This window comes from Carnobacteriaceae bacterium zg-84, assembly GCA_013874835.1.
In the GTDB taxonomy this organism is placed as follows: Bacteria; Bacillota; Bacilli; order Lactobacillales; family Aerococcaceae; genus WM01.
On sequence record CP059430.1, the window covers coordinates 1,028,372 to 1,052,017 of the forward strand.

Consider the following 23,646-nt stretch of genomic DNA (forward strand, 5'->3'; position numbering starts at 1 on the left):
GCTCTTTTTCTCAATCTAAAAGTTTATATAAATAAATTGTAGAAAAATATGACGAATATAAAATGCGATGTTCTCTATTTTTATTTTTATCTATGTCATAGAAATACAGAAGTGGAGCAACATCAACTTGTTGCTCCACTTCGATATGACGACTATTAAGTCATTCGGCATCTTTCAATAAACGATTAATATGAATGGCTAAATACGTTACTTCATCAACTGATATTTTACTACCATAGTGTTGATAAATAAATTGTTGAATTTTTTTAGCATCTTCCATTGCTTTTGGGTAATTTTCAGATACTTGTTGAAACAATAACATATTATCATCATTTATCATTTCATGGGATAAAAAACGTTCTACAAAAAAGCGAATGTGGACGATAAAACGTTTATAGTGAATGGAATCCTCTTTTAAAGACTTTCCAAGTGTATACTTGACTAAATTAACAATATTTCCAATCATTTTGACACTTTTTTGTGCATTTTTCTCATCTCCTGCTTGACGCGCATTGATAAAATGAAATGCGATATTAGCAGCTTCTTCCTCTGGCAATGTTTCTTGAAAAACGTTCTCAATTAATCCAATAGCATATTGCCCAATTTTAAATTCTTGAGGATAGTATAACTTCACTTCCCAAAACACTTTATTACTCAAAACAATACCTTGTTGATGACGCTCAATCGCAAAATGAATATGGTCTGTTAACGATAAATACAATAACGGAGAAACTGTTTCGTCTAATAATTGCTCTGAAAAAGATAAAATATCGTTTGTTATATCAAAATATTGACTTGGAATATTTTCAATGAGGTAAAATAGTTGTCGTGCTTGAGGTGTCTCAACTGGAAAAAATAATTGACTAATTTGATTTTTTTCCAATGCTTCTCCCGGCTTTTTTCCATAACCAATGCCTTTTCCAAGCGCAATCATTTCTTTGCCTTTATCATCAACTAAAACAACACTGGAATTAAGCACTTTTTTAATAACCGACATACGCCACCTCCTACTTTTTAATCGCCTAAATCTTCTCCATTTGATGCGATTACTTTTTTATACCAATAAAATGAATCTTTTTTATAACGTTTATAGGTACCATTACCTTCATCATCAATATCTACATAAATAAAACCATAACGTTTACTCATTTGTGATGTACCAGCACTAACAATATCAATAGCACCCCAGCTTGTATATCCTAATAACTCTACACCTTCATCGACTGCTTCTTTCATTTGTTCAAAATGTGCTTTAAAATATGCGACACGATACGGATCATGGATTGAACCGTCCTCTTCTAAGACGTCTTTTGCACCCATTCCATTTTCTACAATCATCAATGGTTTTCTATAACGGTCATATAATTCAAGTAATGAAATCTTTAATCCTTTTGGATCAATTTGCCAACCCCAGTCAGTCGCTGGTAAATAAGGATTTTTCACTCCTAGAACCGTATTTCCGGGTGTTCTTGGAGCATTTGGATCGGTTGATTCTGCCATAGACATATAATAACTAAATGATACAAAATCAACTGGATATGCTTTTAATAATGCTAAATCATCAGGTTCAAATGATAACACAATACCTTTTTTTTCTAAAGCATTTAGTGTTAATCTTGGATACTCACCAAACACTTGCACATCGGCATAAAAATAATTTTGTAAATTCTTTTTCAGCGTTAATTCAACATCTTCTGGTTTACATGTTAATGGATACGTTGTTAATTTTGTTAACATACAGCCCATTTTAGCATTTGGAATTATCTCTTTTAATAATTTTGTTGCTTTAGCAGACGCCACAAACTGATGATGTAATGCTTGATAAATGACTGCTTCTTCTTGATTTTCAGGGCATTGATCTGGAATAATACCAGCCGTTGTGAAAGGATGTCTTAAAATGCTATCAACTTCATTAAAACTTAGCCAGTACTGCACTGTATTAAACTCTGTAAAGCACACTTGACAAAAACGTAGAAAATCATCAATCACCACTCTGTCTACCCAACCATTACCATTTAAACTCAAATGCAATGGCATTTCATAATGTGACAATGTTACAATCGGTTCAATACCTAATTCATTCATTTTATGAAACATTCTTTTATAAAATGCAATACCTTTTTGATTCGGAGTTAATTCTTTTCCTGTTGGGAATAAGCGACTCCATGCAATCGACACACGTAATGCTTTAAAACCCATTTCTGCAAATAATTCTAAATCTTCATCAACATGATGATAAAAGTCAATACCACGACGTTTGGGATACCATTTATCGCTCGTATCTTTTGCAGCTTTTAACACACTTTCTGTTGTGACAGTCATGTGTCCTTTATAATTTTTTACATCTAAATCAGGACGATACATCGCAATATCGGCAACGGATAATCCTTTACCGTCTACATTCCAAGCACCTTCTGCTTGATTGGCTGCAATGGCACCACCCCATAAAAATCCTTCTGGTAAAACTGTCATCTTATTCTCCTTTCTTATCAATCGTGAGTAATATATCTTTTGTTGTTGTATGTGTTTGTGCTGATAAATGTATGTTATAGTGCTGGTGATTTGTTACAATCATCATAACAGTTGGGTCATAACCTTCTTGTTTAATTTTTTCAACATCAAATGTTACTAACACATCACCTTTATTTACAATAGCACCATTCTCCACATGTTTTGTGAAATACATACCATTTAATTTTACCGTGTCAATTCCAATATGAAATAATACTTCTGCACCTAATGTATCTTTTAACATCACCGCATGTCCAGTTTCATAAACCACCTCAACTGTTCCTGTAAAAGGTGATACAAGCACACCATCTGATGTTGGTTCAATGGCAATACCTTCCCCAACTAATTTAGACGAAAACACATCATCATTAACTTGTTCTAATGGAACAATATTCCCTTCAACTGGACTAATATAACGAATAGTTGTGTCTTTTTCTTGTTCTTTATATTGAATGAATGTTGCCACAAACGCAATGACAAATGCCAATGCAAAACCAACAAATGCCCACACTAAATTCATTGGATTGGCAGGATTTGTAAACATCGTCATAGATGCTAGACCTGGCCCAACTAATGCAAAAGCCTCCACAGCAACAATTCCAATAAACGCTCCACTAATCAATGAACTTAACACAACGCTATACAAAACAGCTTTATGTTGTAATGTTACCCCGTATAATGCAGGTTCTGTAATCCCAAATAATGCTGAAATACCTGATGACATAGCCGTTGCACGTAATTTTTCATCTTTTGTTTTTAAAGCAACTGCAAAAGATGCACCTGATTCTGAAATATTATGTGCTAATGATGCAGGTAAGTACAAAATTTCTTTATGCAACTCACCCATTGTTGCAATAGCATAAGGTAACATTGCTTTATGCATTCCTGTAGCAACCATAAATGGTAAAACAGATGCAAGTAAAGCTGTTGCTACCCACCCTAAATGACGGAATAAGAATAAAATAACAGTTGAGAATAATTGACCGAAATTAAATCCTAGCGGTCCTAAAATAAACAATGTAATTGGTACTGTAATCGCCAATGACATCATTGGTACAAAGAAAATACGAATTGGTTTTGGTGTATATTTTGTTAACTGTTTTTCTAATACAGCATATAATAAAACTGTTAAAATAGCAGGAAATACTTGATACGCATATGCAATATTTTGTACAGATAAACCAAATAATACTAATCCCTCTGTTAATAATTTTGTCACAGCAGGTAATAACAATACACCAACTGCTGATGCTGCAACTAATTCATTCACTTTTAATTTTTTAGCTGTTGAAACAGCAACAAGCAATGGTAAAAAGTAAAGTGGTGCATCACCAATTTGATTGAATACGACAAATGCTGTTGAATCTTTAGGTAAAATACCACATAAATTTAATAATAATAAAATTGATTTCAACACACCCCCACCGGCAATTGCGGGTACTAATGGTTGGAACACACCTACTAAGAAATCTAAAAAGACACTTGTCCACGGTACTTTTTTATTTGATATTGGTGTTGTTGAAGCAGATACCTCTCCAACTAATTTTCTTACTTCTTCATAAACTTCATTAACTTCATTTCCGATAATGATTTGTGTTTGTATATTTTGTCTTACGCCTACAACACCATCAATACTTTCTAAAGCACTTATATTCACTTTATCATTGTTAACCAATGTAAAACGTAAACGTGTTGAGCAATGCTCAAAATGAGAAATATTTTCCTTTCCTCCAATGTGTTTTAACACATCTTCTGCTACTTTTTTATAGTTCATATGAAACACTCCTTTTCTTTTGGCTCTTCGTCAAATTGTGTTGGTGGAGAGAAATAGTGAGTATGTTGGTAGTGAATGGCATTAACCATTCACTACCTTTTTCACATTCTTTTTCTGCCACTGAGAATGGTGTTGTATGATTAAAATACGCAATCTAAAATAAGAAAAACGTCTGTAGCCATAGGCAATCCGTTTGATGACTTTAATATGATTGTTGATAGCTTCTGTGATACCGTTTGAATAAGGTGTGGTAAAAGCTTGATAAATACCATTCTGATAGGTTTTAAAAATATCAAATTTCTTTCTAAACCACTCTGGTAATGACGGGTCAATATGATGAATAACCTCCATAAATGACTCAAAATCTCGCTGTCTATAAGCATATCTCAACTCTTGTACAAACTCATATGCTTGTTTTAAAACAGGACTATAGTCTAATAATCTATCCAGGATTTGTGCGTGTGTCAGATATGTTTTAAAGGATTGGTGATAGTGATAGTCTGTATCATTTACATCAAAGGCATCTTTTAATAATAATTTCCAGTATTTCTTTAAGTGTTTATAAGCCTTTTCTTCTTTTTTAAAGGTGTTCATTTCTTTTATACGTAGTGTATTTAAATTCCGATGTATATGTTGTATGATATGAAATCTATCTGTGACAATAACGGCATTAGGAAAAACCTTCTGAATAAGTTTGCCATAATTGGCATTCATATCCATAACAAGATAGCGAACGCTATGTCTTGCTTTTTTAGAAAATTGTTTAAAATAAGTGATTAAATGGTCTAATTGGCGACTAGGTAACACATCAATAATACGGTGCGTCAATCCGTCTACACAGATAAAACTCATCTTCCCTAAATGAGATGTCACAGACTTAAATTCGTCGATACATAGTACCTTAGGTAGATAATGAAAACGGTTTAACTTGTTTTGTATATTTATCTAAGACACGTTGTACGGTCACATCAGATACAAAGTGGTCTTGGCAGATATGTTTTCTTGAAATATTTTTCGTTAAATCAAGTGCAATAAGTTGTTTTAATTCTTTAGAAATACAACAATGTTTATCGACTAAAGAACACGAAGAAGAACAGGTTTTTAGACACGTTTTACAGCGATAACGGGTTCTTTTAAGAAGTAAAACAGTTTTGATTTGTCTAAACTTTGGTAATAATGTTTTCGTTTGATATGTCCCATGTTTGATGAGTGTTTTAGCATGACAATGTGGACAGGTGTGGCAAGGCTTTGTCCAAGTACCTTTAATAAAGTGGTGTGGAATACCATTTATTGTTTTTTCTTCTAACCAATGTTCATCAGCTATGAAAGATTTATCTGTTAATGTCAATAATTTTTTTGTATAATAATCCATGAGAAATACCTCCTTGTTTAATTGTGGTGATTTAATCATACAGGTATTTCTCTTTTTTTGTCCACTTTTATATACAAAATCGTGTTGGTGGATTATTCCCACCAACACGATTTATTATAGAGCCTTTCTTTTATCGTACTACTATCATTTGTGGTAAACACCTTTTGACAATAGTTTTTTACATGAAACAAAAACAAAAGGACCCTTATAAATGGATACACTCTACCTATCCATTTATAAAGGTCCTGCCTGCTTTACCAGTAACATGCCACATATTTTATTGAAATTACTATACTATATTTTTTTGAAACCGTCAACATCTTTTTATAAAAATGATATTTATTCTATAACTATTCTTTTATAGATTTATACTCAGCTAAACGAACAATAATAAACAATCCCAGTAGCACAAGAATAACAATCGTTTTCATATCAAATGCCATTAAACTATTCCAATTTATTATGACAAGGCTTAGAAACCCTATGATACTTAATATAACAAAAAAATGTTTAAATTTTAGTTTCATGTCACATACACCCTTTCTTTGCTAACGTCATCTAATTATTTATATATTTATTGTACATCTCTGCTCTTTTTTTGTAAACAATTTCATATTTGCTATATACATAGTAAATTATATAATTAAGTTAACCAGTGGTACAAAAAACATCTCATAGGATATACTTTTCATAACAACAAAAAAGGATACCGATAGATGCAAAATAACTATAACATAAAAGGCACAACAGCCGTTACTTCTGACGAAGCAACGGCTGTTGAACAATGGATAAACCATTATCCTCGTAAATTATTTCATTATTTGTGCCCTTATGATTTGCCTGAGGTAGTTAATTTACTATTGTAATTTGCGATTATTTTTATACAAATTTCATGCATTCATTAGCTATATCGCACAACCTAAGTTGTTATTTATCTTCTGCTTTTTTTCTGACTAAAACAGCCATGCCGACAAATAATAAGCCTACATAAATAGCAACTGACTGCTCACCTGTTTTTGGTAAATATTTACCTTTTGTAGAAACGTCTGCTTGTTGCACTTCTTTTGGCGCTTTCATTGTACTGCTTACCGCTGGCATTCTCATTGGTAAAACAGACACCATTCTATCTTGATATTCATTTGTAAACATTCTTCCTTGTTTATCAATCACACTTACTGAAAGAACGGGAGCATATTTACCAGATACTAATGGTACTAATTCTATTTCTATTGGTGATACATCCAATGCTTTTTTATGTATCATTACTGTTGTTTCAGTATCACTATCAACACTTCTAAATCCTGTTGTACCTGTCACTATTGTATATGCTGGATTTTCAACAATTTTAAATTTTGTTGTATCCACTTTAACGGCAACATCATAATCTTCTTTTTCTAATCCATTTAGTTCTCCTAATGTAACCGTTGCTTTGAATGTTTGTCCTACTCTTGCTGTTTCAGGTAGGGATAAATTCACACCTTCCATATCCATCAACAATACGCGAACCATTTCATCTTTATATTCATTTATAAACATATTATCTTTTTTATCAGTAACAGTTACTGAAAGAATAGGTGCATATTCACCATTATTTATTGGAATAACATTCACTTCTACTGGTGATGTATCCATTGCTTTTTTATGTACAACTAACGTATCGCTTGTTTCATTGCCCTCAATTTTAAAGTTTGTTGTATCCACTTTAACAGCAACATCATAATCTTCTTTTTCTAATCCATTTAATGCTCCTAATGTAACCGTTGCTTTAAATTTTTGCCCTACTCTTGCAAATTCAGGTATAGATAAACTTGTTTTCATAGTGTTATCTATATTAGAAGCTACATCAATCATTTCAGCTTCATATTCTTTTGTAAACATTCTTTCTTGTTTATCAATAACACTTACTGAAAGAACAGGTGCATGTACACCAGATAATAATGGAACTAATTCTATTTCTATTGGAGATTTATCCATTGCTTTTTTATGTACAACTAACGTATCACTTGTTTTATCACCAACAATTTTAAATTTTGTTGTATCCACTTTAACGGCAACATCATAATCTTCTTTTTCTAATCCATTTAGTTCTCCTAATGTAACCGTTGCTTTAAATTTTTGCCCTACTTTTGCTGTTTCAGGTAGTGATAAATTCATTTCTTTAATAGCATCTGTATACATTAAACCATGACCAATTGGATAGGCAATTTCTGTTTCAGAGATAACACCATTTTCAACAACCGGTACATCTACTGGCAATGTACCAATATGTTCTTTGCCATCAAAAATAACTTCTACACCAGCAGGAATATTTGGTCCGAACGCATTGTCTGGTTTCAACGCTTCTGTTGGGTCCATTCCTTTGTTTCCGTATACAGCAACAATCGCTTTAGCACGTGGATAGTTAGCAACATCATAAGGTTTAGAAATACTCATAACAACAGATTTTTTATTTGTTTCATTCGCATAATCAATTACTTCTGTTGGAATTTTTGTTAACCATACATCACTTGCTAATTGTGCTTGTCTACCTATTTCTGAAATAACAATTACATGTGTAGCATTGTCTATTTTTGATTTTAATTCATCTATTGTTGTTTGATTACTATAGCGGAAAGACTCAAATGTAACGTCTTTAGAAACAATACCATCTGCAATCAAACGTCTCATTCCTAATTCTAATCCTGGCAATTCATTATTATATGCACCTAATAAAAGAACTTTATCGCCTGCATTTGCTTTGAATGGTAAAACTGTATCGTCATTTTTCACAACAGTTACAGCACTTGTAGCGATAGTACGTTCTAAGTCACGGTTCATATCCGAACCAACACTTGCCGTTGCTTTTTCTAGTGTTCTATCCGCTAATGAAAAATCTAGTACGCCACGTTTTTCTTTCAATGTTAAAACACGTGTCACCGCTTCGTTCAATCGACTTTCTGGAATAATTCCTTCATTCACAGCTTGTTCAATGTCATTAATGATTGTATCAATTTTTACTAAATCAGCTTTACTTCTTAAAAAAGTAGGCATTAACACAATATCCACACCTGCTTTAATGGCCATAATTGCTGCTTCTGATTCACCAAAGTTTTTCGCAATAGCATCCATTCCCATGGCATCGGTAATCACAACACCATTGTATCCGAATTTATTACGAACAATCCCTGTAATAACATCATCAGATAACGTTGCTGGAATATAAATTTTTTCGCCACTTTTTTTTGATACAACAGTATCTTTTTCAATTTGTGGATATTGAATATGTGCTGTCATCAACATGTCAACACCATTATCAATAGCTGCTTTAAATGGTAATAATTCTAATGCTTCTAGTTCAGCATAAGATTTATCAACCAATGGTAATCCTGTATGTGAATCCGTTGCTGTATCACCATGTCCTGGAAAATGTTTTGCTGCAACAGCAACATTGTATTCTTGAATACCTTGCATCATTGGAACACCTAATAATGCTACGACATTTGGATCAGATGAGAATGAACGTAATCCAATAATCGGATTATGTGGGTTATTATTTGTATCAAAAACAGGGGCAAAGTCAACATTTAGCCCTAAAGCAGATAATTCTCTCCCAATAATTTCTCCTGCTTGTCTAGCTAATTCTGGTTCTCTTGTTGCCCCAACTGCCATATTACCTGGTAAAGCTGTTCCACTACCTAAGCGGTATACAATACCACCTTCTTGGTCAATAGTTAGTAATAGTGGTAAATTACCATTCTGTAAAATCTGTTTCGCTATCTTGTCCAGCTTGTTTCCATTTTCTAAAGTCTGGCATCAACATTTGCGTGATTTTTTGACGAATACTCATTCCCTCAACAAGAGTTTGTACTCTACTTGTTTCTGCTTTTATTTGGGTGAGTGGACAAATTGTACCCGCTACCAATAAAGCAGTTGCTAATAATAGACGTTTTCTTTTCATAAATTTCCCTCCTTATAGGTAAATTTATAATAACATAATCCGAATGAATTGTAAACGTTTACCCGTTCGGTTATTAAAGAATTTTTATACCTCGTCGTTTTATGTATTGATAAGGTAATATAAGAAATAATTGCTCATTTAAACAAAATAAATCCACTTAAATGATAAACAATTATATGATGAAATCAGTCCTATTTAACAGTGCTTTTAAATAACATCTTTTCATCATTCTTAATGGTAAAAAAGACAGTACTAATTTCTCTCTAACAACTTATTTAAGAAAAAACAACTAAAGAGGTGAACAACGTTCAAAAACGTTCATTCACCTCGAATACTTCTTTATTTAGTCATTTTTCAACCATTTGGTTGCTGTTTCTAGCATGCGTATCAATAATTCATGTCTATCTGCCATCATATTGTAAATAGCATCTTCTGATAAAACACCTCTTTTTAACATCTTTGGTAATTGATTTGTATCATCCAATATTAAATCAGTATTTCGTTCGTCACTATAGTAATAAGTGATCAATTCTTGATAGTTTGAGTAGTCTTTATCCAACACATCTAAGCATTTTTCTAGTTGTTGTAAATCATTGATTTGCTTATCTAATACATTTTCCATATATTCAATACGTTTTATTGAGTCGTTCATAATATCTCCTTTTTATGATGATAAAATAAGTTCATAAGACCATCCTTTGTTGACAAACTCTTTCTTTTTAAATCCTAAGCTCATATAAAGTGCTTGAGAAGCAACATTAAAATCATAGATTTCTTCGATATATAATTTGTCATATCCTAAAGTCTTGGCTCTTTCAATAAGTGTTTGAATAACTTTTTTCCCAATACCTTTTCCTCGATATGATTTATTGCCTATCACAATAGGCATATCTTCTTGATGAAATGATACATCCCCAATCGGTTGATACGTTCCATTCGTATACACTTCAATAAAATAGACTTCACTAACACTATTCCAGTACATATACATTTTTTCAAGTAATTCTTTAGAGTATAGATCTCTATCACCATCTACATACCAGACTGTTTCTTCGTCTTGGTACCATTCAAGTGCAAAATAAAAATTTCCGTCAAACTTTCTCAATCGTAATACGTCATCAATTGGAATGATATTAGGCTGCACGATATCTTTAATTGGCATACATGCTTTCCTTTCACTTTTAGATAAATTTATCATATCATGTTTGCTTTCTCACGACAACTTACTCAATCAATATCTTAAAACTCGAGATGAAATAATGTTGACGAAAAAATCATTACATTATATTCATTATTCCATATTCAAACAGAATCATATTAATCTAACGTACTTAAGGCCATTCTCAGTCATAGAATAAAGCATTGGGTAGCTAATACTATTCTATTCCTCTCCTCTAGCGTCATTTGACATAGAAACGCAAAACGAGGTGAACCATCCATAGTTGGTTCACCTCGTCACCTACTTCATTTTTTAGTGATGATCTTCAGTCGAATTTTCCTCTACTTCTTCTGAATTCGGATTGACAATACGCACCACATCACTATCATCAGATGCTGTTTCTTCATTGTTCGTTTCCAATGCAGCATCACTTGATTCTTTTTCTTCTGTTTCTGAAGACACTTCTGGCATTTCAGACGTCGATACTTCTTCATTAGATTTTGGTTCTTCACTTACCGCATTGCCTGTAGTATCATCTTCTACACTATTCACTACCATATCTTCCTTTGGTGTATCAGAAACAGGTTTTTCTTTGAAGTTTGACGGTGTTGGTGTTGGATCAGTTGGTCCAATCAACCCTCTAACATCTTCTACAAAACGTTTCGCATCTTCTCGAACAGACGGCACTCTCCACTCAAATGGTTCGTCTAATCTTGCATATTTTGGACCCGTTATTGTATTATTTGTTTCTGCTGGTGTTTCATGAGACAAACGGATTGCATCTTTAGCGTCTGCAATCAAATGGAAAATAGAGAAAATAGATTTGCGATTCATAATACTTGCTTCATAAGATTCATAAATCGCATCTGACACAAATTCTCTTGTATCATAAGACAATTCTCTATCGTCCACATGAGCTAATAAATAATCTAAAAATTGTAACCCAGTAATACCAGGTCTTGCTCTCAAATCATTAAATCCATTGATATATATATCCAAATCATTTAATCGTTGAAGATTTTTTGATTCACTAATTTTATAAAGTTTATCTAGCAAATTTTCTTTTGTTATTGAAAATCTTGATAAATTCAATCGATTAATTTTATCAACAAGCTCACTATGTTTTTGCGCCAATGCTTGATCTTCTTCGGACAACGCTTCTTCTTCATTTAACGAAATATATTGTTTTTCAAAAGCTGTTAACATATCTAAATAACCTTGCGTTGAATTACCACCTAAAGCAACTTTTTCTTTAAATTGACGTAAAGCTGTTTTAATACGTCTTAATTGCTTAGGATCATCTTTATAAGTATCCTCTGCTTGTTTTTCAAGATCTTGTGCTTTATTGATAACAACATCTTTATCTAAATCACCACGAACAAAGGCTCCAACAATATCTGGCAATTTATTTTTGAAGTATTCTTTTTCTCCACCCGACATAATTTTCACATAGTGACTATGATCACCATGTGAAATAACAAAATAGCCATCTTTAATTTCTAATTGCTCCGGAGAAACACCCATTCGTTCTGCAATAGATAACCATTCATTTTCAAAATCTGCCTCTTTATCATCTGTCATAACAGGTATTTTTAATTTGTTAATAGGAATAGCATACGGATGAATATGGGATGGATCATATTCATGTGTCGGTTCATTAAATACAAAGTATCCATTATGGACTTTGATTGCTTCTCTTGGAACACCATACGCCGCTATAATATAGTTTATTTTTTCTTCTAAATCATCTGGCAAATTCGTGGGTTCTTCTGGTTTTGGCTCTTCTGTTTTTGGTTCTTCTATTTTTGGTTCTTCTGTTTCTTCTTCCTCATGAGGTTTCACAAAATCAGACGGAAGATCTTTTTTGTAAACATAATGGAAATGATCTCCATGACGTACAACATATCCTTCTTCATCTTCACTCACAATATCTTTTGGATCAAATGCAAATTGATGATGTTCATTTTCTTCACTATGATGTTCATTATCGTCATGCATTGAATTATCTGCATCGTGATGTTCATGACCTTCGTGCGTATTATCTGATTCATGCTCTTTATTCACTATATCATTTACACCATGTTCATGGTCATGAGCTGCTTCATGCTCATCATGATGTGCTATTGTTGTACCGTTATTCACACTGCCTTTTGGAATAAAGTGGAAATGATCTCCATGGCGTACAATATATCCGGTTTCTGTTTCACCAACAACATCACTTGGACTAAACACATAATCATCATGCTCATGGTCATGGCCTGCTTCATGCTCATCATGATGTGCTATTGTTGTACCATTATTCACACTACCTTTTGGAATAAAGTGGAAATGATCTCCGTGACGTACAATATATCCGGTTTCTGTTTCACCAACAACATCACTTGGACTAAACACATAATCATCATGCTCATGGTCTACTTTGTGCTCATCATGATGTGCTATTGTTGTGCCGTTATTCACACTGCCTTTTGGAATAAAGTGGAAATGATCTCCATGACGTACGACATACCCTAATTCATTTTCTTCTACAATATCCTTTGGATCAAACACATAATAATCTTGTTTTTCAACCATTTTTTCAAAAATAGCATTCTCAGGTACTTTACCATGAACAAAGTGATAATGATTACCGTGCTTTAATAAATAACCATTTTCAAAAACTCTACCCACAACGGGTACTGGTTTGTTTTGTTTAATTTGATTTGCAATTGTTTCATATAATGCTGTTTTGTCTTTTGTATTTTCTGTTTGCTTATTGGATACGGGTGCTTCCATTTTCGTTACATTATTTGATTGTGATTGCAACAACGCAAAAGCACACACACTTGTTAACGCAACCGCTCCTACTGTTCCGATAATAATATGTTTTCTCTTCATTTTTCTCCCTTTCACAAATCGTAATAGTTACATTTTGTATAATAAAGGATTTTACATAAGATGTCAATTCTATTATATGGCTTCATAATAGGTTTATTGTGCAAAATAGTATGTATTTTAAATAAATTTATGCATCAAGAACAATGTATACTTTATTCTGAAATCCTCTTGTCAATTAAAGTTTTTAAATAAAAATGGACCTAAAAACAGGAAATACCCAATATCATTTATAAATATCTATTAGAAACCCTTTTTTTATCAGCTATGAAACACTTCACTTTTTATACCACTCTATTTTTATGCATTATGGTAATGTCATCATATTGGACTAAACCCTCATTTTTTACCTAAAGAGTTGATGTGTAATAAAGCAATGGTAACTATACACGACCATTCTCAACGATAGAAAAATAGGCTGTATAATTTTTAGGGTTGATGGCATAAGCCAGCAACCCTAATTTTATGTAGACAAAAAGGCAATTTTCTCTTAAATTAAAAGTACGACCAAATAATAAGGAGAAATTGCCTATGTCTAATATAACAGAAATCTTACTACAATTAAAGGATAAAAACATCACATTTGATCATGAAAACATATCAGAATATGTCATTCGACATAAAAAATCATTAGTCTTATACGGTAAATTAACCTATACACCAGATTGTTGCCCAAATTGTCACGCAACCAATGGCATTGTAAAAAATGGAACACGTCAATCACGACTGTCTTTATGCCAAATTTCAGGACTAAACGCCTATTTATCACTCACTAAACAACGTTTTTATTGTAAATCCTGTCAATCATCATTTACAGCGGAAACACCTATTGTGGATAAGCATTGTTTTATCACAAACCGTTTAAAACAAAAGATAATGGATACTTTAACAGAAACCATTTCAGAAACCTACATCGCTAAACAACACAATGTATCTGTACATACGGTCAGACGTATTGTTGATAAGGTCGCCTCTACTTTAAAAGTAAATCACAACACGCAATTACCTCAACACCTATGTTTTGATGAATTCAAGTCAGTAAAATCTTCTGATAGTGCCATGAGTTTTATCTATTGTGATGCACTGACTCATCAACTGATTGACGTTGTACACGACCGTAAATCCAGCACGCTATTAGACTACTTTGCTAGATACGATACCCAGACAAGAAAAGCTGTTAAAACAATTACGATTGATATGTTTCGCCCCTATATTCAGATAGCCAAGCAAGTATTTCCTAACGCACATATCATTATCGACCCTTTTCATATTGTACAAGCATTAAATCGTGAGTTAACAAAACACAGAGTGCATGTAATGAAAGCTTTACATCAGAATAATCGCCGTTTATACAACAAAATGAAACGTTATTGGAAGTTGTTTTTAAGTAACACAGATACACTAAGTAGTTATCCTTATCACCGTTTTCCACTGTTTGATTGGATGACACATACACAAGGGATAGTCGATTATTTATTGGAACAAGTCCCGAACTACGAGCCACATACGATGTCGTTCATCAATTAAGAGATGCTTTACATAATAGAGATTTTGACCGATTTGAAGAAATACTCATATGGGCTAAACAGGAAGCTATTTCTCCTGGTTTACGTAGAGTATTAAGAACGTTCAAAGGGTATTTACCCTATATTAAAAACACCTTTATCTACCATCATTTGACTAATGGTGCACTTGAAGGAATCAATCATAAAATTAAAGTACTTAAGAGAAATGCCTATGGTTATCGTAACTTTTCACATTTTAGAAATCGTATTTTATTCATGTGTAAGTTATATGTACCGTATACCGTACCATCTACTTCACTAGTTGCTTAATAGTTTAAGTCAAAAGTGATGTACGAATAGCTCCTTCCCCGCACAACGTAGGGGAAAAGACATGTATCGTGTACATGTCGGTGAGCCGTACATCACTTTGTGACTTAAAAAAAGATAGTGACGTAACATTTGTTACATCACTACCTTTTATGAGTCATCAACCCTATTTGACATAGAGCCCGTTTTTTATTTATTCTTGGTCTAAAACTGGTTTTTCAATAAGAGCTTTCATTGATAAGTTAATTCTACCTTGTTTATCAATTTCAATGACTTTGACACGTACCATTTGTCCTATTTTTAAAACATCTTCAACAGATTTCGTTCTTTCATGAGATATTTCAGAAATATGAACTAGACCGTCTTTTCCTTTTACAATTTCAACAAAGGCGCCAAATTTTTCAATACGTTTAACTGTACCTTCATAAATATTGCCTACTTCAACAACATGTGTTAATTCTTCAATAATTTGGATAGCACGCTTAATCATATCCGTATCAGAAGAAGCAATACTCACATTACCCTCTTGGTCAATATCTATTTTAACTCCTGTTTCATCAATAATGGCATTAATGGTTTCTCCACCACGCCCAATGACAACCTTGATTTGATCTGGATGAATTTGTATCATTTCGATTTTCGGTGCATACGGGCTTAATTCTGGTCTAGGTTGTGCAATCGTGCTTGTTAATTCTTCTAAAATTTCCAAACGTGCTTTTTTGGCTTGTGTTAATGCTTCTGTTAAAATTTGTTCAGTAATACCTTTAATTTTAATATCCATTTGTAAAGCTGTGATACCTTCACTTGTTCCAGCTACTTTAAAGTCCATATCACCTAAGTGATCTTCTAAACCTTGAATATCTGTTAAAACGGTATACTGTCCATTATCCTCATTCATCACCAATCCCATAGCAATTCCGGCAACTGGTGCTTTAATAGGAACACCTGCATCCATTAACGCCAATGTACCGGCACAAATACTTGCTTGTGAACTTGATCCATTTGATTCTAATACTTCAGATACTAAACGAATCGTATATGGAAATTCCTCTGGTGTTGGAATAATTTGTTTTAATGCTCGTTCTCCTAATGCACCATGTCCAATTTCACGGCGTCCTGGACTTCCTGCACGTCCTGTTGAACCAACAGAAAATTGTGGGAAATTATAATGATGAATAAATTTTTTCCTTCTTCAATACCCAATCCGTCAATGACTTGATGCTCGCCTAATGGTGCTAAAGTTGCTGCCGTTAATGCTTGTGTTTGTCCACGTGTGAATAAGCCTGAACCATGAACACGTGGTAATAAAGCAACTTCTGAAGATAGTGGACGAATTTCATCAATTTTACGACCGTCTGGTCTTACTTTATCTTCTGTAATTAAGCGACGTACTTCATCTTTTTCTAAATCATAAACAATTTGACGAATTTCTTTAGCAATACGCTCAATTTCTTCATGTTCTGCATATTTTTCTTCAAAGAATAAAATAGCTTCTTCTTTAACTGCTTCAATATTTGCTTCACGTGCTAATTTTTCTTCGGTTTGAATAGCTGTTAACATTTTATCTTTAAATAAGTCTTGTGCTTCTTTAACAAGGTCTTCATCTAATGTCAACAAGTCAATATCCATTTTTTCTTTACCAACAGCTTGTGTGATTTCTTCTTGGAATTGAACAAGTGCTTTAATAGCTTCATGTCCATATAGTAAGGCATGCAACATGTCTTCTTCTGAAACTTCTTTTGCACTACTTTCTACCATATTGATAGCCGTCTTTGTTCCTGCAACAGATAGTTCAATATCACTGTTTTCTTTTTGAGCAACTGTTGGGTTAATAACATATTCACCATTAACACGTCCAACATCAACTCCTGCAATTGGCCCGTCAAATGGAATATCAGAAATACATAAAGCTAAAGAAGAACCAAACATTGCTGCCATTTCTGGAGAACAATCTTGTTCTACAGATAATACTGTATTAGTAATTTGTACTTCATTTCTAAATCCGTCTGCAAACATTGGACGGATCGGTCTATCAATTAAACGTGCTGTTAAAGTTGCACTCTCACTTGGACGACCTTCACGTTTAATAAAGCCTCCTGGCATTTTACCAACGGCATACATTTTTTCATTATAGTTTACAGTTAGCGGGAAAAAATCTCCTGTTGTGGCTGATTTTGAACAAACAACCGCTGTCAACACAACTGTATCTCCATAACGAACTAAAACAGCACCATTTGCTTGTTTGGCTAATTGCCCTACTTCAACTTTTAATGGACGATTTGCCCACATCGTTTCAAAAACTTGTTTTGTCATATTTATTCCTCTATCTTTCTGCCACGCTACTAAACAAAGAACAGTCAATCAATTGTCATTCACTCTTCTTTGCATAGTAGTCTAGTGGCTACTTAAAATGAGCTTACATAGGATAGGCGGTACTCCAAAATGGAATACCGCCTAAACAATACTGATTAACGACGTAAGCCTAAACGTTGAATCAATTCACGGTAACGTTGAATATCTTTGTTACGTAAGTACGCTAACAAGTGACGACGATGACCGATTTTTTTCATCATACCACGAGCTGAATGGAAGTCTTTTTGTGAACACGTGCATGTTCGTTTAAAGCGTTAATTTCAGCTGTTAACACTGCGATTTGTACTTCTGGAGAACCTGTATCTCCTTCGTGTGTTGCGTATGCTTTGATGATTTCAGTTTTTTGTTCTTTAGAAATTGCCATTTCTAACACCTCTTTCTTTAAAATTGCCCTATGCCGAGTAAATCGTTGGTGATACGCATTTACCAAGTATAAGGTTCGTGTAGATACACACTATCATTTTACGTAATGAAATATCATTTGTCAAACAAAATCATTGGTCTTTCTTATGAAAATAACCCTCTTTTTATGGCTCTTCGTCAAATTGTGTTGGTGGAGAGAAATAGTGAGTATGTTGGTAGTGAATGGCATTAACCATTCACTACCTTTTTCACATTCTTTTTCTGCCACTGAGAATGGTGTTGTATGATTAAAATACGCAATCTAAAATAAGAAAAACGTCTGTAGCCATAGGCAATCCGTTTGATGACTTTAATATGATTGTTGATAGCTTCTGTGATACCGTTTGAATAAGGTGTGGTAAAAGCTTGATAAATACCATTCTGATAGGTTTTAAAAATATCAAATTTCTTTCTAAACCACTCTGGTAATGACGGGTCAATATGATGAATAACCTCCATAAATGACTCAAAATCTCGCTGTCTATAAGCATATCTCAACTCTTGTACAAACTCATATGCTTGTTTTAAAACAGGACTATAGTCTAATAATCTATCCAGGATTTGTGCGTGTGTCAGATATGTTTTAAAGGATTGGTGATAGTGATAGTCTGTATCATTTACATCAAAGGCATCTTTTAATAATAATTTCCAGTATTTCTTTAAGTGTTTATAAGCCTTTTCTTCTTTTTTAAAGGTGTTCATTTCTTTTATACGTAGTGTATTTAAATTCCGATGTATATGTTGTATGATATGAAATCTATCTGTGACAATAACGGCATTAGGAAAAACCTTCTGAATAAGTTTGCCATAATTGGCATTCATATCCATAACAAGATAGCGAACGCTATGTCTTGCTTTTTTAGAAAATTGTTTAAAATAAGTGATTAAATGGTCTAATTGGCGACTAGGTAACACATCAATAATACGGTGCGTCAATCCGTCTACACAGATAAAACTCATCTTCCCTAAATGAGATGTCACAGACTTAAATTCGTCGATACATAGTACCTTAGGTAGATAATGAAAAGACGGTTTAACTTGTTTTGTATATTTATCTAAGACACGTTGTACGGTCACATCAGATACAAAGTGGTCTTGGCAGATATGTTTTCTTGAAATATTTTTCGTTAAATCAAGTGCAATAAGTTGTTTTAATTCTTTAGAAATACAACAATGTTTATCGACTAAAGAACACGAAGAAGAACAGGTTTTTAGACACGTTTTACAGCGATAACGGGTTCTTTTAAGAAGTAAAACAGTTTTGATTTGTCTAAACTTTGGTAATAATGTTTTCGTTTGATATGTCCCATGTTTGATGAGTGTTTTAGCATGACAATGTGGACAGGTGTGGCAAGGCTTTGTCCAAGTACCTTTAATAAAGTGGTGTGGAATACCATTTATTGTTTTTTCTTCTAACCAATGTTCATCAGCTATGAAAGATTTATCTGTTAATGTCAATAATTTTTTTGTATAATAATCCATGAGAAATACCTCCTTGTTTAATTGTGGTGATTTAATCATACAGGTATTTCTCTTTTTTTGTCCACTTTTATATACAAAATCGTGTTGGTGGATTATTCCCACCAACACGATTTATTATAGAGCCCTTTTTATTCTATATCATGCTAAAGTTCATCATCTATAAAACTCACTAATTTCTGACTTTATTGATTTAATAATAAAATTAGTTCTATTTATAAAATAAAACGTGTTTCCGGATTTATCCGTCAACACGTTTTTTATATGACGCGTATAAAAGCGTAATACCTGTATAAGAGGCGATAAACACAACAAGTACTTTTAATTGATTTACATCAATATTCGTTAAAAAGAACCCTGCTGTTAATACCCCAAGTACACCACCAACAATAATGCCAGGAACGCCAGGCCAATTGACACGTCCTGATAAAATAAATTGTTTGGCTCCTGCTGTCATAATCATAGCTGCATTTAACATCATAACAGGTAAAGCAACGGCAGGACTAATTCCCATGAGTGAGAAGAAAATCAATTCTGGAGCGTAATTTCCTAAGCCCATACTCATGAGCATACCAATACCAAAGTCAAAAATGGCACCTATCAATAAATTGATACCGTACAATCCTCTTATATCATCGTTTAAATCGGCACCCGGATTGGTTATCATACGATATACCATAAAAAAAGCAGCTAAAAGCAATAAAGAACCTAAAATGCGTTGGACTTTAGACGTATTCCAATGCTGTGTTACGCGTACTCCAACAAATGCTCCTAAAAAAGCAGATAAAGCCATGACAATGAGTGTCCATAAATCGACTTTAACAATTGTAATAAATAAAAGTGCTTCTGTTAAAACAGGAATAACATGAGCTGTTGTCATAGTGGCTGGTATTTTACGGTCATCTTCTACTAATTTTGTTAGTTTAAAAAGTGTTGTTGTCGTTGCAAAAGTTCCTATTCCTAATGTATCCAATAAATCCGTTAAATAACCAATACCAAATCCTGTCCAAAACTTTTTTGTTAATGATATTTTATGTTTTTTTGTATAAGAAAACATAATAAACAAAAACCAAAAAATTAAACAGATAAGTAAAATTTGAATGCTATGCAATAATAGTTGATTTTCCATGAACGTATTGTAATACGAAATCTTTATTTCGTAAACTGTTTTTTATTTATTTTTACAAAAAATAAAGTCGTCATCTTGCTCTAAGATGACGACTATTATCGAAACAAAATTAAATCTTTATTATCTTGCACTTTAAAATTCACTAATAATAAAAATCCAATACATAATGAAGCTAACATCACTAAATAAAAGCTACTATATCCATAATATGTAATAAGAAATCCACCAATAAATTGCCATAATACAGCCGATAAACTACCTAATGTTGCAACAATTGATAAAGCACTAAATTGATATTCATTTGGTATAATTGTACGTACTACTTTTAAATTGGTCATAATAAACGTCATTCCAACGGTATGTTTAAACAATAAAGTAGCGATAATTTTAATGGGTAAAATCGCCAATAAGCCATAAGCTAAAAACTGTACCATAAGAGAAATATACAATAAAGTAAGTAAATGTTTATTTTTCATTTTATCCATAAATAAATGTGAAAAGAAAACGAGCGGCATTTCACAAAGAACAGCAAATGAAACAACAGTCATACTTACCGTTTCATTTAATCCACTTTGCTGTAACATTGCTGGAATATGCGTTCCAGATACACTTAATGTGCCAAAAAATAGATGCAATAATCAAATACATCGTATATTGCTTATTACCAAATAGCGTCGCTTTATAATTAGATTGATTTGTCTGTATACTTAATGTATCTACATTATTTTTTGTAAATAACATACCACATACTGATAGAAGCATCGTTAAACAGAATAAAAAATAAATAAACGATGCTCCTATGTATTGATTAACCAAACCTGCTAATTGTGCACCAATCGCAAAACCAATCGTCCCCCAAATACGTAGTGTTCCATATCTAAAACGACTTGTTGTTGCTGTTTTCTCAATAGCTGGGTTCACACCATTCATCAATAAAAAAACAATGGCATACATTATCGCCATAAAGAAAACATCATTTAAAAAAGAAAATACTAATCCAAATAAAGCCGATAAACTCAACAAAATCGTATTTAACAATTTAATATTAAAACGGTCACTTAAATAGCCAATAATAGGTTGTGTTGCCATACCTGCAATTAAACCTGATGACACAATAATGGATACATCCACACTTGTATAGCCTTTATTCAATACATAAATAGATGTAAATGCTGTGAATAATGCATACGAGGCATAGTAGAAAAAATACATGGTGAAGTAACTAAAATAACTATCTTTTATTTTCAACTTTATTCTCCCGTTTAAAACACTTTGTTTCTTGTAAGCTCATAAAATCAATACAAGAAACAATCGTGTTTATTTTAATTTGAACAACCACTTTGCACGGTGCAAAGTGGTTGTTTAGATTATTTTACTAATTCATAGATTGCTTCTGCATAAATCGCACATGCTCTGAATAAATCATCTAAATCAATAAATTCATTCGCTTGGTGCATTGTATCAATGCTGTGTGGGAACATCGCTCCATATGCAACACCACGTTTTAGTAAACGTCCATATGTTCCACCACCGATTGTTTTCTCAACACCTTTATGCCCTGTATGTTTTTCATATACATCAAGTAATGTTTTCACAAGTGGATCACTTGCAGGAACATAGTGAGGTATTTGAGATTTACCGGCTGTCACAACAACATTAAAGTCAACCAATGCTTTTTCAGCTCCAGCTTTAATTTCTTCAGCTGTAATACCTTGTGGATAACGGAAGTTTAACAATACTTTTCCACCATTTTCATTATATGTGAATACTCCTGGATTCATTGTCAATTCACCCATGACTTTATCTGTATATGTTAAACCTAATTTTTCTCCATAATGTTCCAAATGTAATGTTTGTTCAATAAAGGATAAAAAGTTTTTATCATGCCCTTCAAAATGATATTGATTTAAGAATACAGCTAAATAAGTACCTGCATTCACACCATTCATCGGTGCCATCCCATGAGATGCTTTTCCGACAACATCAATTCTTACTGTATTATCTTTTTTAGATAAAGTAGCTGTAATTGGGTATTTGTTGACAAATGCATCTAAATCTTTTTGTAATGTTTCGATAGATACAGGTGTGACGAATAAAGCTGAAGCATCTTGTGGTACCATATTTTCACGTAAACCTGCTTCAAAAGACACTAATTTTGTATCCGCTTGGCTTGGTGCATTTTTAACACTGACGTGTAATGTTAAAATACCTTTTTCTCCATTGATAATTGGGAAATCAGCATCAGGAGAAAAACCAAAATCTGGCGTTCTCTCAACTTCTAAGTAGCGGGTCATACATTTCCAACCACTCTCTTCATCTGTTCCAATAATCAAGCGTAATGTTTTAGACACAGGTAAACCTAATTCTTTAATCATTTTAATAGCATAGTAAGCAGCCACTGTTGGTCCTTTATCATCACTTGAACCACGTGCGTATAAACGATTATCTTTAATTGTTGGTGTAAATGGATCTGTATCCCAACCTGTTCCAACAGGTACTACATCAACATGTCCAAAAACCCCCATCAATTCTTCACCTTGTCCAAACTCAATATGACCAGCTAAATTATCTACATTTTTTGTGATAAAACCATCACGTTCACCAATAGCCAAAAACGCCTCTAATGCTTTTCTTGGCCCAGGACCTACAGGTGCATCTTCTGTTGCTAAATCGTCATTACGAACACTATCAATACTTAATAAAGCATTTAAATCTGCCAATAAGTCATCTTTTCTTTTTGCTACTTCTTCTGTCCAATTTATTGTCATTCCATAACCTCCTAATCATTGGCATTATTATATCAT

At 33.1% G+C, this 23,646-nt stretch carries 14 protein-coding genes and 4 pseudogenes; 2 read left to right on the plus strand and 16 right to left on the minus strand.

Annotated elements, in window-relative coordinates:
- Positions 1–160: 160 nt before the first annotated feature.
- From H1220_04815 to H1220_04835, 5 genes are all read right to left on the minus strand, one after another.
- On the minus strand, positions 161–997 hold the full coding sequence (locus H1220_04815) for a PRD domain-containing protein (protein ID QMI85071.1): 837 nt from the start codon (positions 995–997) through the stop codon (positions 161–163).
- 17 nt (positions 998–1,014) lie between these two features.
- Entirely contained in the window at positions 1,015–2,472 is a 1,458-nt protein-coding gene (locus tag H1220_04820) for a family 1 glycosylhydrolase (protein ID QMI85072.1), read from the minus strand.
- Between the two features lies 1 nt (position 2,473).
- A complete protein-coding gene (locus H1220_04825; protein ID QMI85073.1) occupies positions 2,474–4,285 on the minus strand; it encodes a PTS glucose transporter subunit IIA in 1,812 nt (603 codons plus the stop codon).
- Between the two features lie 81 nt (positions 4,286–4,366).
- Positions 4,367–5,230 (minus strand): ISL3 family transposase, encoded by an 864-nt coding sequence (locus H1220_04830; protein QMI86655.1) that lies wholly within the window; start codon positions 5,228–5,230, stop codon positions 4,367–4,369.
- On the minus strand, positions 5,187–5,765 hold the full coding sequence (locus H1220_04835; GenBank protein ID QMI85074.1) for a transposase: 579 nt from the start codon (positions 5,763–5,765) through the stop codon (positions 5,187–5,189). Before H1220_04835 ends, H1220_04830 begins: the two co-directional genes overlap by 44 nt.
- A 608-nt stretch (positions 5,766–6,373) precedes the next feature.
- Between H1220_04835 and H1220_04840 the strand changes: the two genes are divergently transcribed.
- Positions 6,374–6,523, plus strand: a complete 150-nt coding sequence (locus H1220_04840) for a hypothetical protein (GenBank protein QMI85075.1) — start codon at positions 6,374–6,376, stop codon at positions 6,521–6,523.
- Between the two features lie 61 nt (positions 6,524–6,584).
- Here H1220_04840 and H1220_04845 read toward each other — a convergent pair.
- The 4 genes and pseudogenes from H1220_04845 to H1220_04860 all read right to left on the minus strand — a co-directional run bounded on the left by H1220_04845 (position 6,585) and on the right by H1220_04860 (position 13,630).
- Positions 6,585–9,594 (minus strand): annotated as a pseudogene (locus H1220_04845) (hypothetical protein).
- Between the two features lie 343 nt (positions 9,595–9,937).
- Complete coding sequence (locus tag H1220_04850; GenBank protein ID QMI85076.1) at positions 9,938–10,246, minus strand: DUF4298 domain-containing protein; 309 nt, start codon at positions 10,244–10,246, stop codon at positions 9,938–9,940.
- Positions 10,247–10,258: 12 nt separating this feature from the next.
- Positions 10,259–10,756: a GNAT family N-acetyltransferase gene (locus H1220_04855; protein QMI85077.1), complete on the minus strand. Its 498-nt coding sequence runs from the start codon at positions 10,754–10,756 to the stop codon at positions 10,259–10,261.
- Between the two features lie 309 nt (positions 10,757–11,065).
- The gene (locus tag H1220_04860) at positions 11,066–13,630 is read right to left on the minus strand and encodes a pneumococcal-type histidine triad protein (protein QMI85078.1); all 2,565 of its coding nucleotides are present in this window, start codon (positions 13,628–13,630) and stop codon (positions 11,066–11,068) included.
- A gap of 528 nt (positions 13,631–14,158) precedes the next feature.
- Here H1220_04860 and H1220_04865 point away from each other — a divergent pair.
- Positions 14,159–15,462, plus strand: a pseudogene (locus H1220_04865) (ISL3 family transposase).
- 190 nt (positions 15,463–15,652) lie between these two features.
- Here H1220_04865 and pnp read toward each other — a convergent pair.
- The 7 genes and pseudogenes from pnp to pepV all read right to left on the minus strand — a co-directional run bounded on the left by pnp (position 15,653) and on the right by pepV (position 23,610).
- Positions 15,653–17,772, minus strand: a pseudogene (pnp, locus tag H1220_04870) (polyribonucleotide nucleotidyltransferase).
- Positions 17,773–17,927: 155 nt separating this feature from the next.
- Positions 17,928–18,196 (minus strand): annotated as a pseudogene (gene rpsO / locus H1220_04875) (30S ribosomal protein S15).
- 227 nt (positions 18,197–18,423) lie between these two features.
- Positions 18,424–19,824, minus strand: a complete 1,401-nt coding sequence (locus H1220_04880; GenBank protein ID QMI85079.1) for an ISL3 family transposase — start codon at positions 19,822–19,824, stop codon at positions 18,424–18,426.
- 130 nt (positions 19,825–19,954) lie between these two features.
- Positions 19,955–20,842 (minus strand): sulfite exporter TauE/SafE family protein, encoded by an 888-nt coding sequence (locus tag H1220_04885; GenBank protein QMI85080.1) that lies wholly within the window; start codon positions 20,840–20,842, stop codon positions 19,955–19,957.
- Between the two features lie 95 nt (positions 20,843–20,937).
- Positions 20,938–21,426: a hypothetical protein gene (locus H1220_04890; protein ID QMI85081.1), complete on the minus strand. Its 489-nt coding sequence runs from the start codon at positions 21,424–21,426 to the stop codon at positions 20,938–20,940.
- Positions 21,401–22,090: an MFS transporter gene (locus tag H1220_04895; protein QMI85082.1), complete on the minus strand. Its 690-nt coding sequence runs from the start codon at positions 22,088–22,090 to the stop codon at positions 21,401–21,403. Before H1220_04895 ends, H1220_04890 begins: the two co-directional genes overlap by 26 nt.
- A gap of 119 nt (positions 22,091–22,209) precedes the next feature.
- Positions 22,210–23,610 (minus strand): dipeptidase PepV, encoded by a 1,401-nt coding sequence (pepV, locus tag H1220_04900; protein QMI85083.1) that lies wholly within the window; start codon positions 23,608–23,610, stop codon positions 22,210–22,212.
- Positions 23,611–23,646: the final 36 nt, after the last annotated feature.

Coding starts and splice junctions, on each gene's coding strand:
- H1220_04815 (QMI85071.1), bottom strand. CDS start 997: ATGTCGGTTATTAAAAAAGTGCTTAATTCCAGTGTTGTTTTAGTTGAT.
- H1220_04820 (QMI85072.1), bottom strand. CDS start 2,472: ATGACAGTTTTACCAGAAGGATTTTTATGGGGTGGTGCCATTGCAGCC.
- H1220_04825 (QMI85073.1), bottom strand. CDS start 4,285: ATGAACTATAAAAAAGTAGCAGAAGATGTGTTAAAACACATTGGAGGA.
- H1220_04840 (QMI85075.1), top strand. CDS start 6,374: ATGCAAAATAACTATAACATAAAAGGCACAACAGCCGTTACTTCTGAC.
- H1220_04850 (QMI85076.1), bottom strand. CDS start 10,246: ATGAACGACTCAATAAAACGTATTGAATATATGGAAAATGTATTAGAT.
- H1220_04855 (QMI85077.1), bottom strand. CDS start 10,756: ATGCCAATTAAAGATATCGTGCAGCCTAATATCATTCCAATTGATGAC.
- H1220_04860 (QMI85078.1), bottom strand. CDS start 13,630: ATGAAGAGAAAACATATTATTATCGGAACAGTAGGAGCGGTTGCGTTA.
- H1220_04885 (QMI85080.1), bottom strand. CDS start 20,842: ATGGAAAATCAACTATTATTGCATAGCATTCAAATTTTACTTATCTGT.
- H1220_04890 (QMI85081.1), bottom strand. CDS start 21,426: ATGTTACAGCAAAGTGGATTAAATGAAACGGTAAGTATGACTGTTGTT.
- pepV (QMI85083.1), bottom strand. CDS start 23,610: ATGACAATAAATTGGACAGAAGAAGTAGCAAAAAGAAAAGATGACTTA.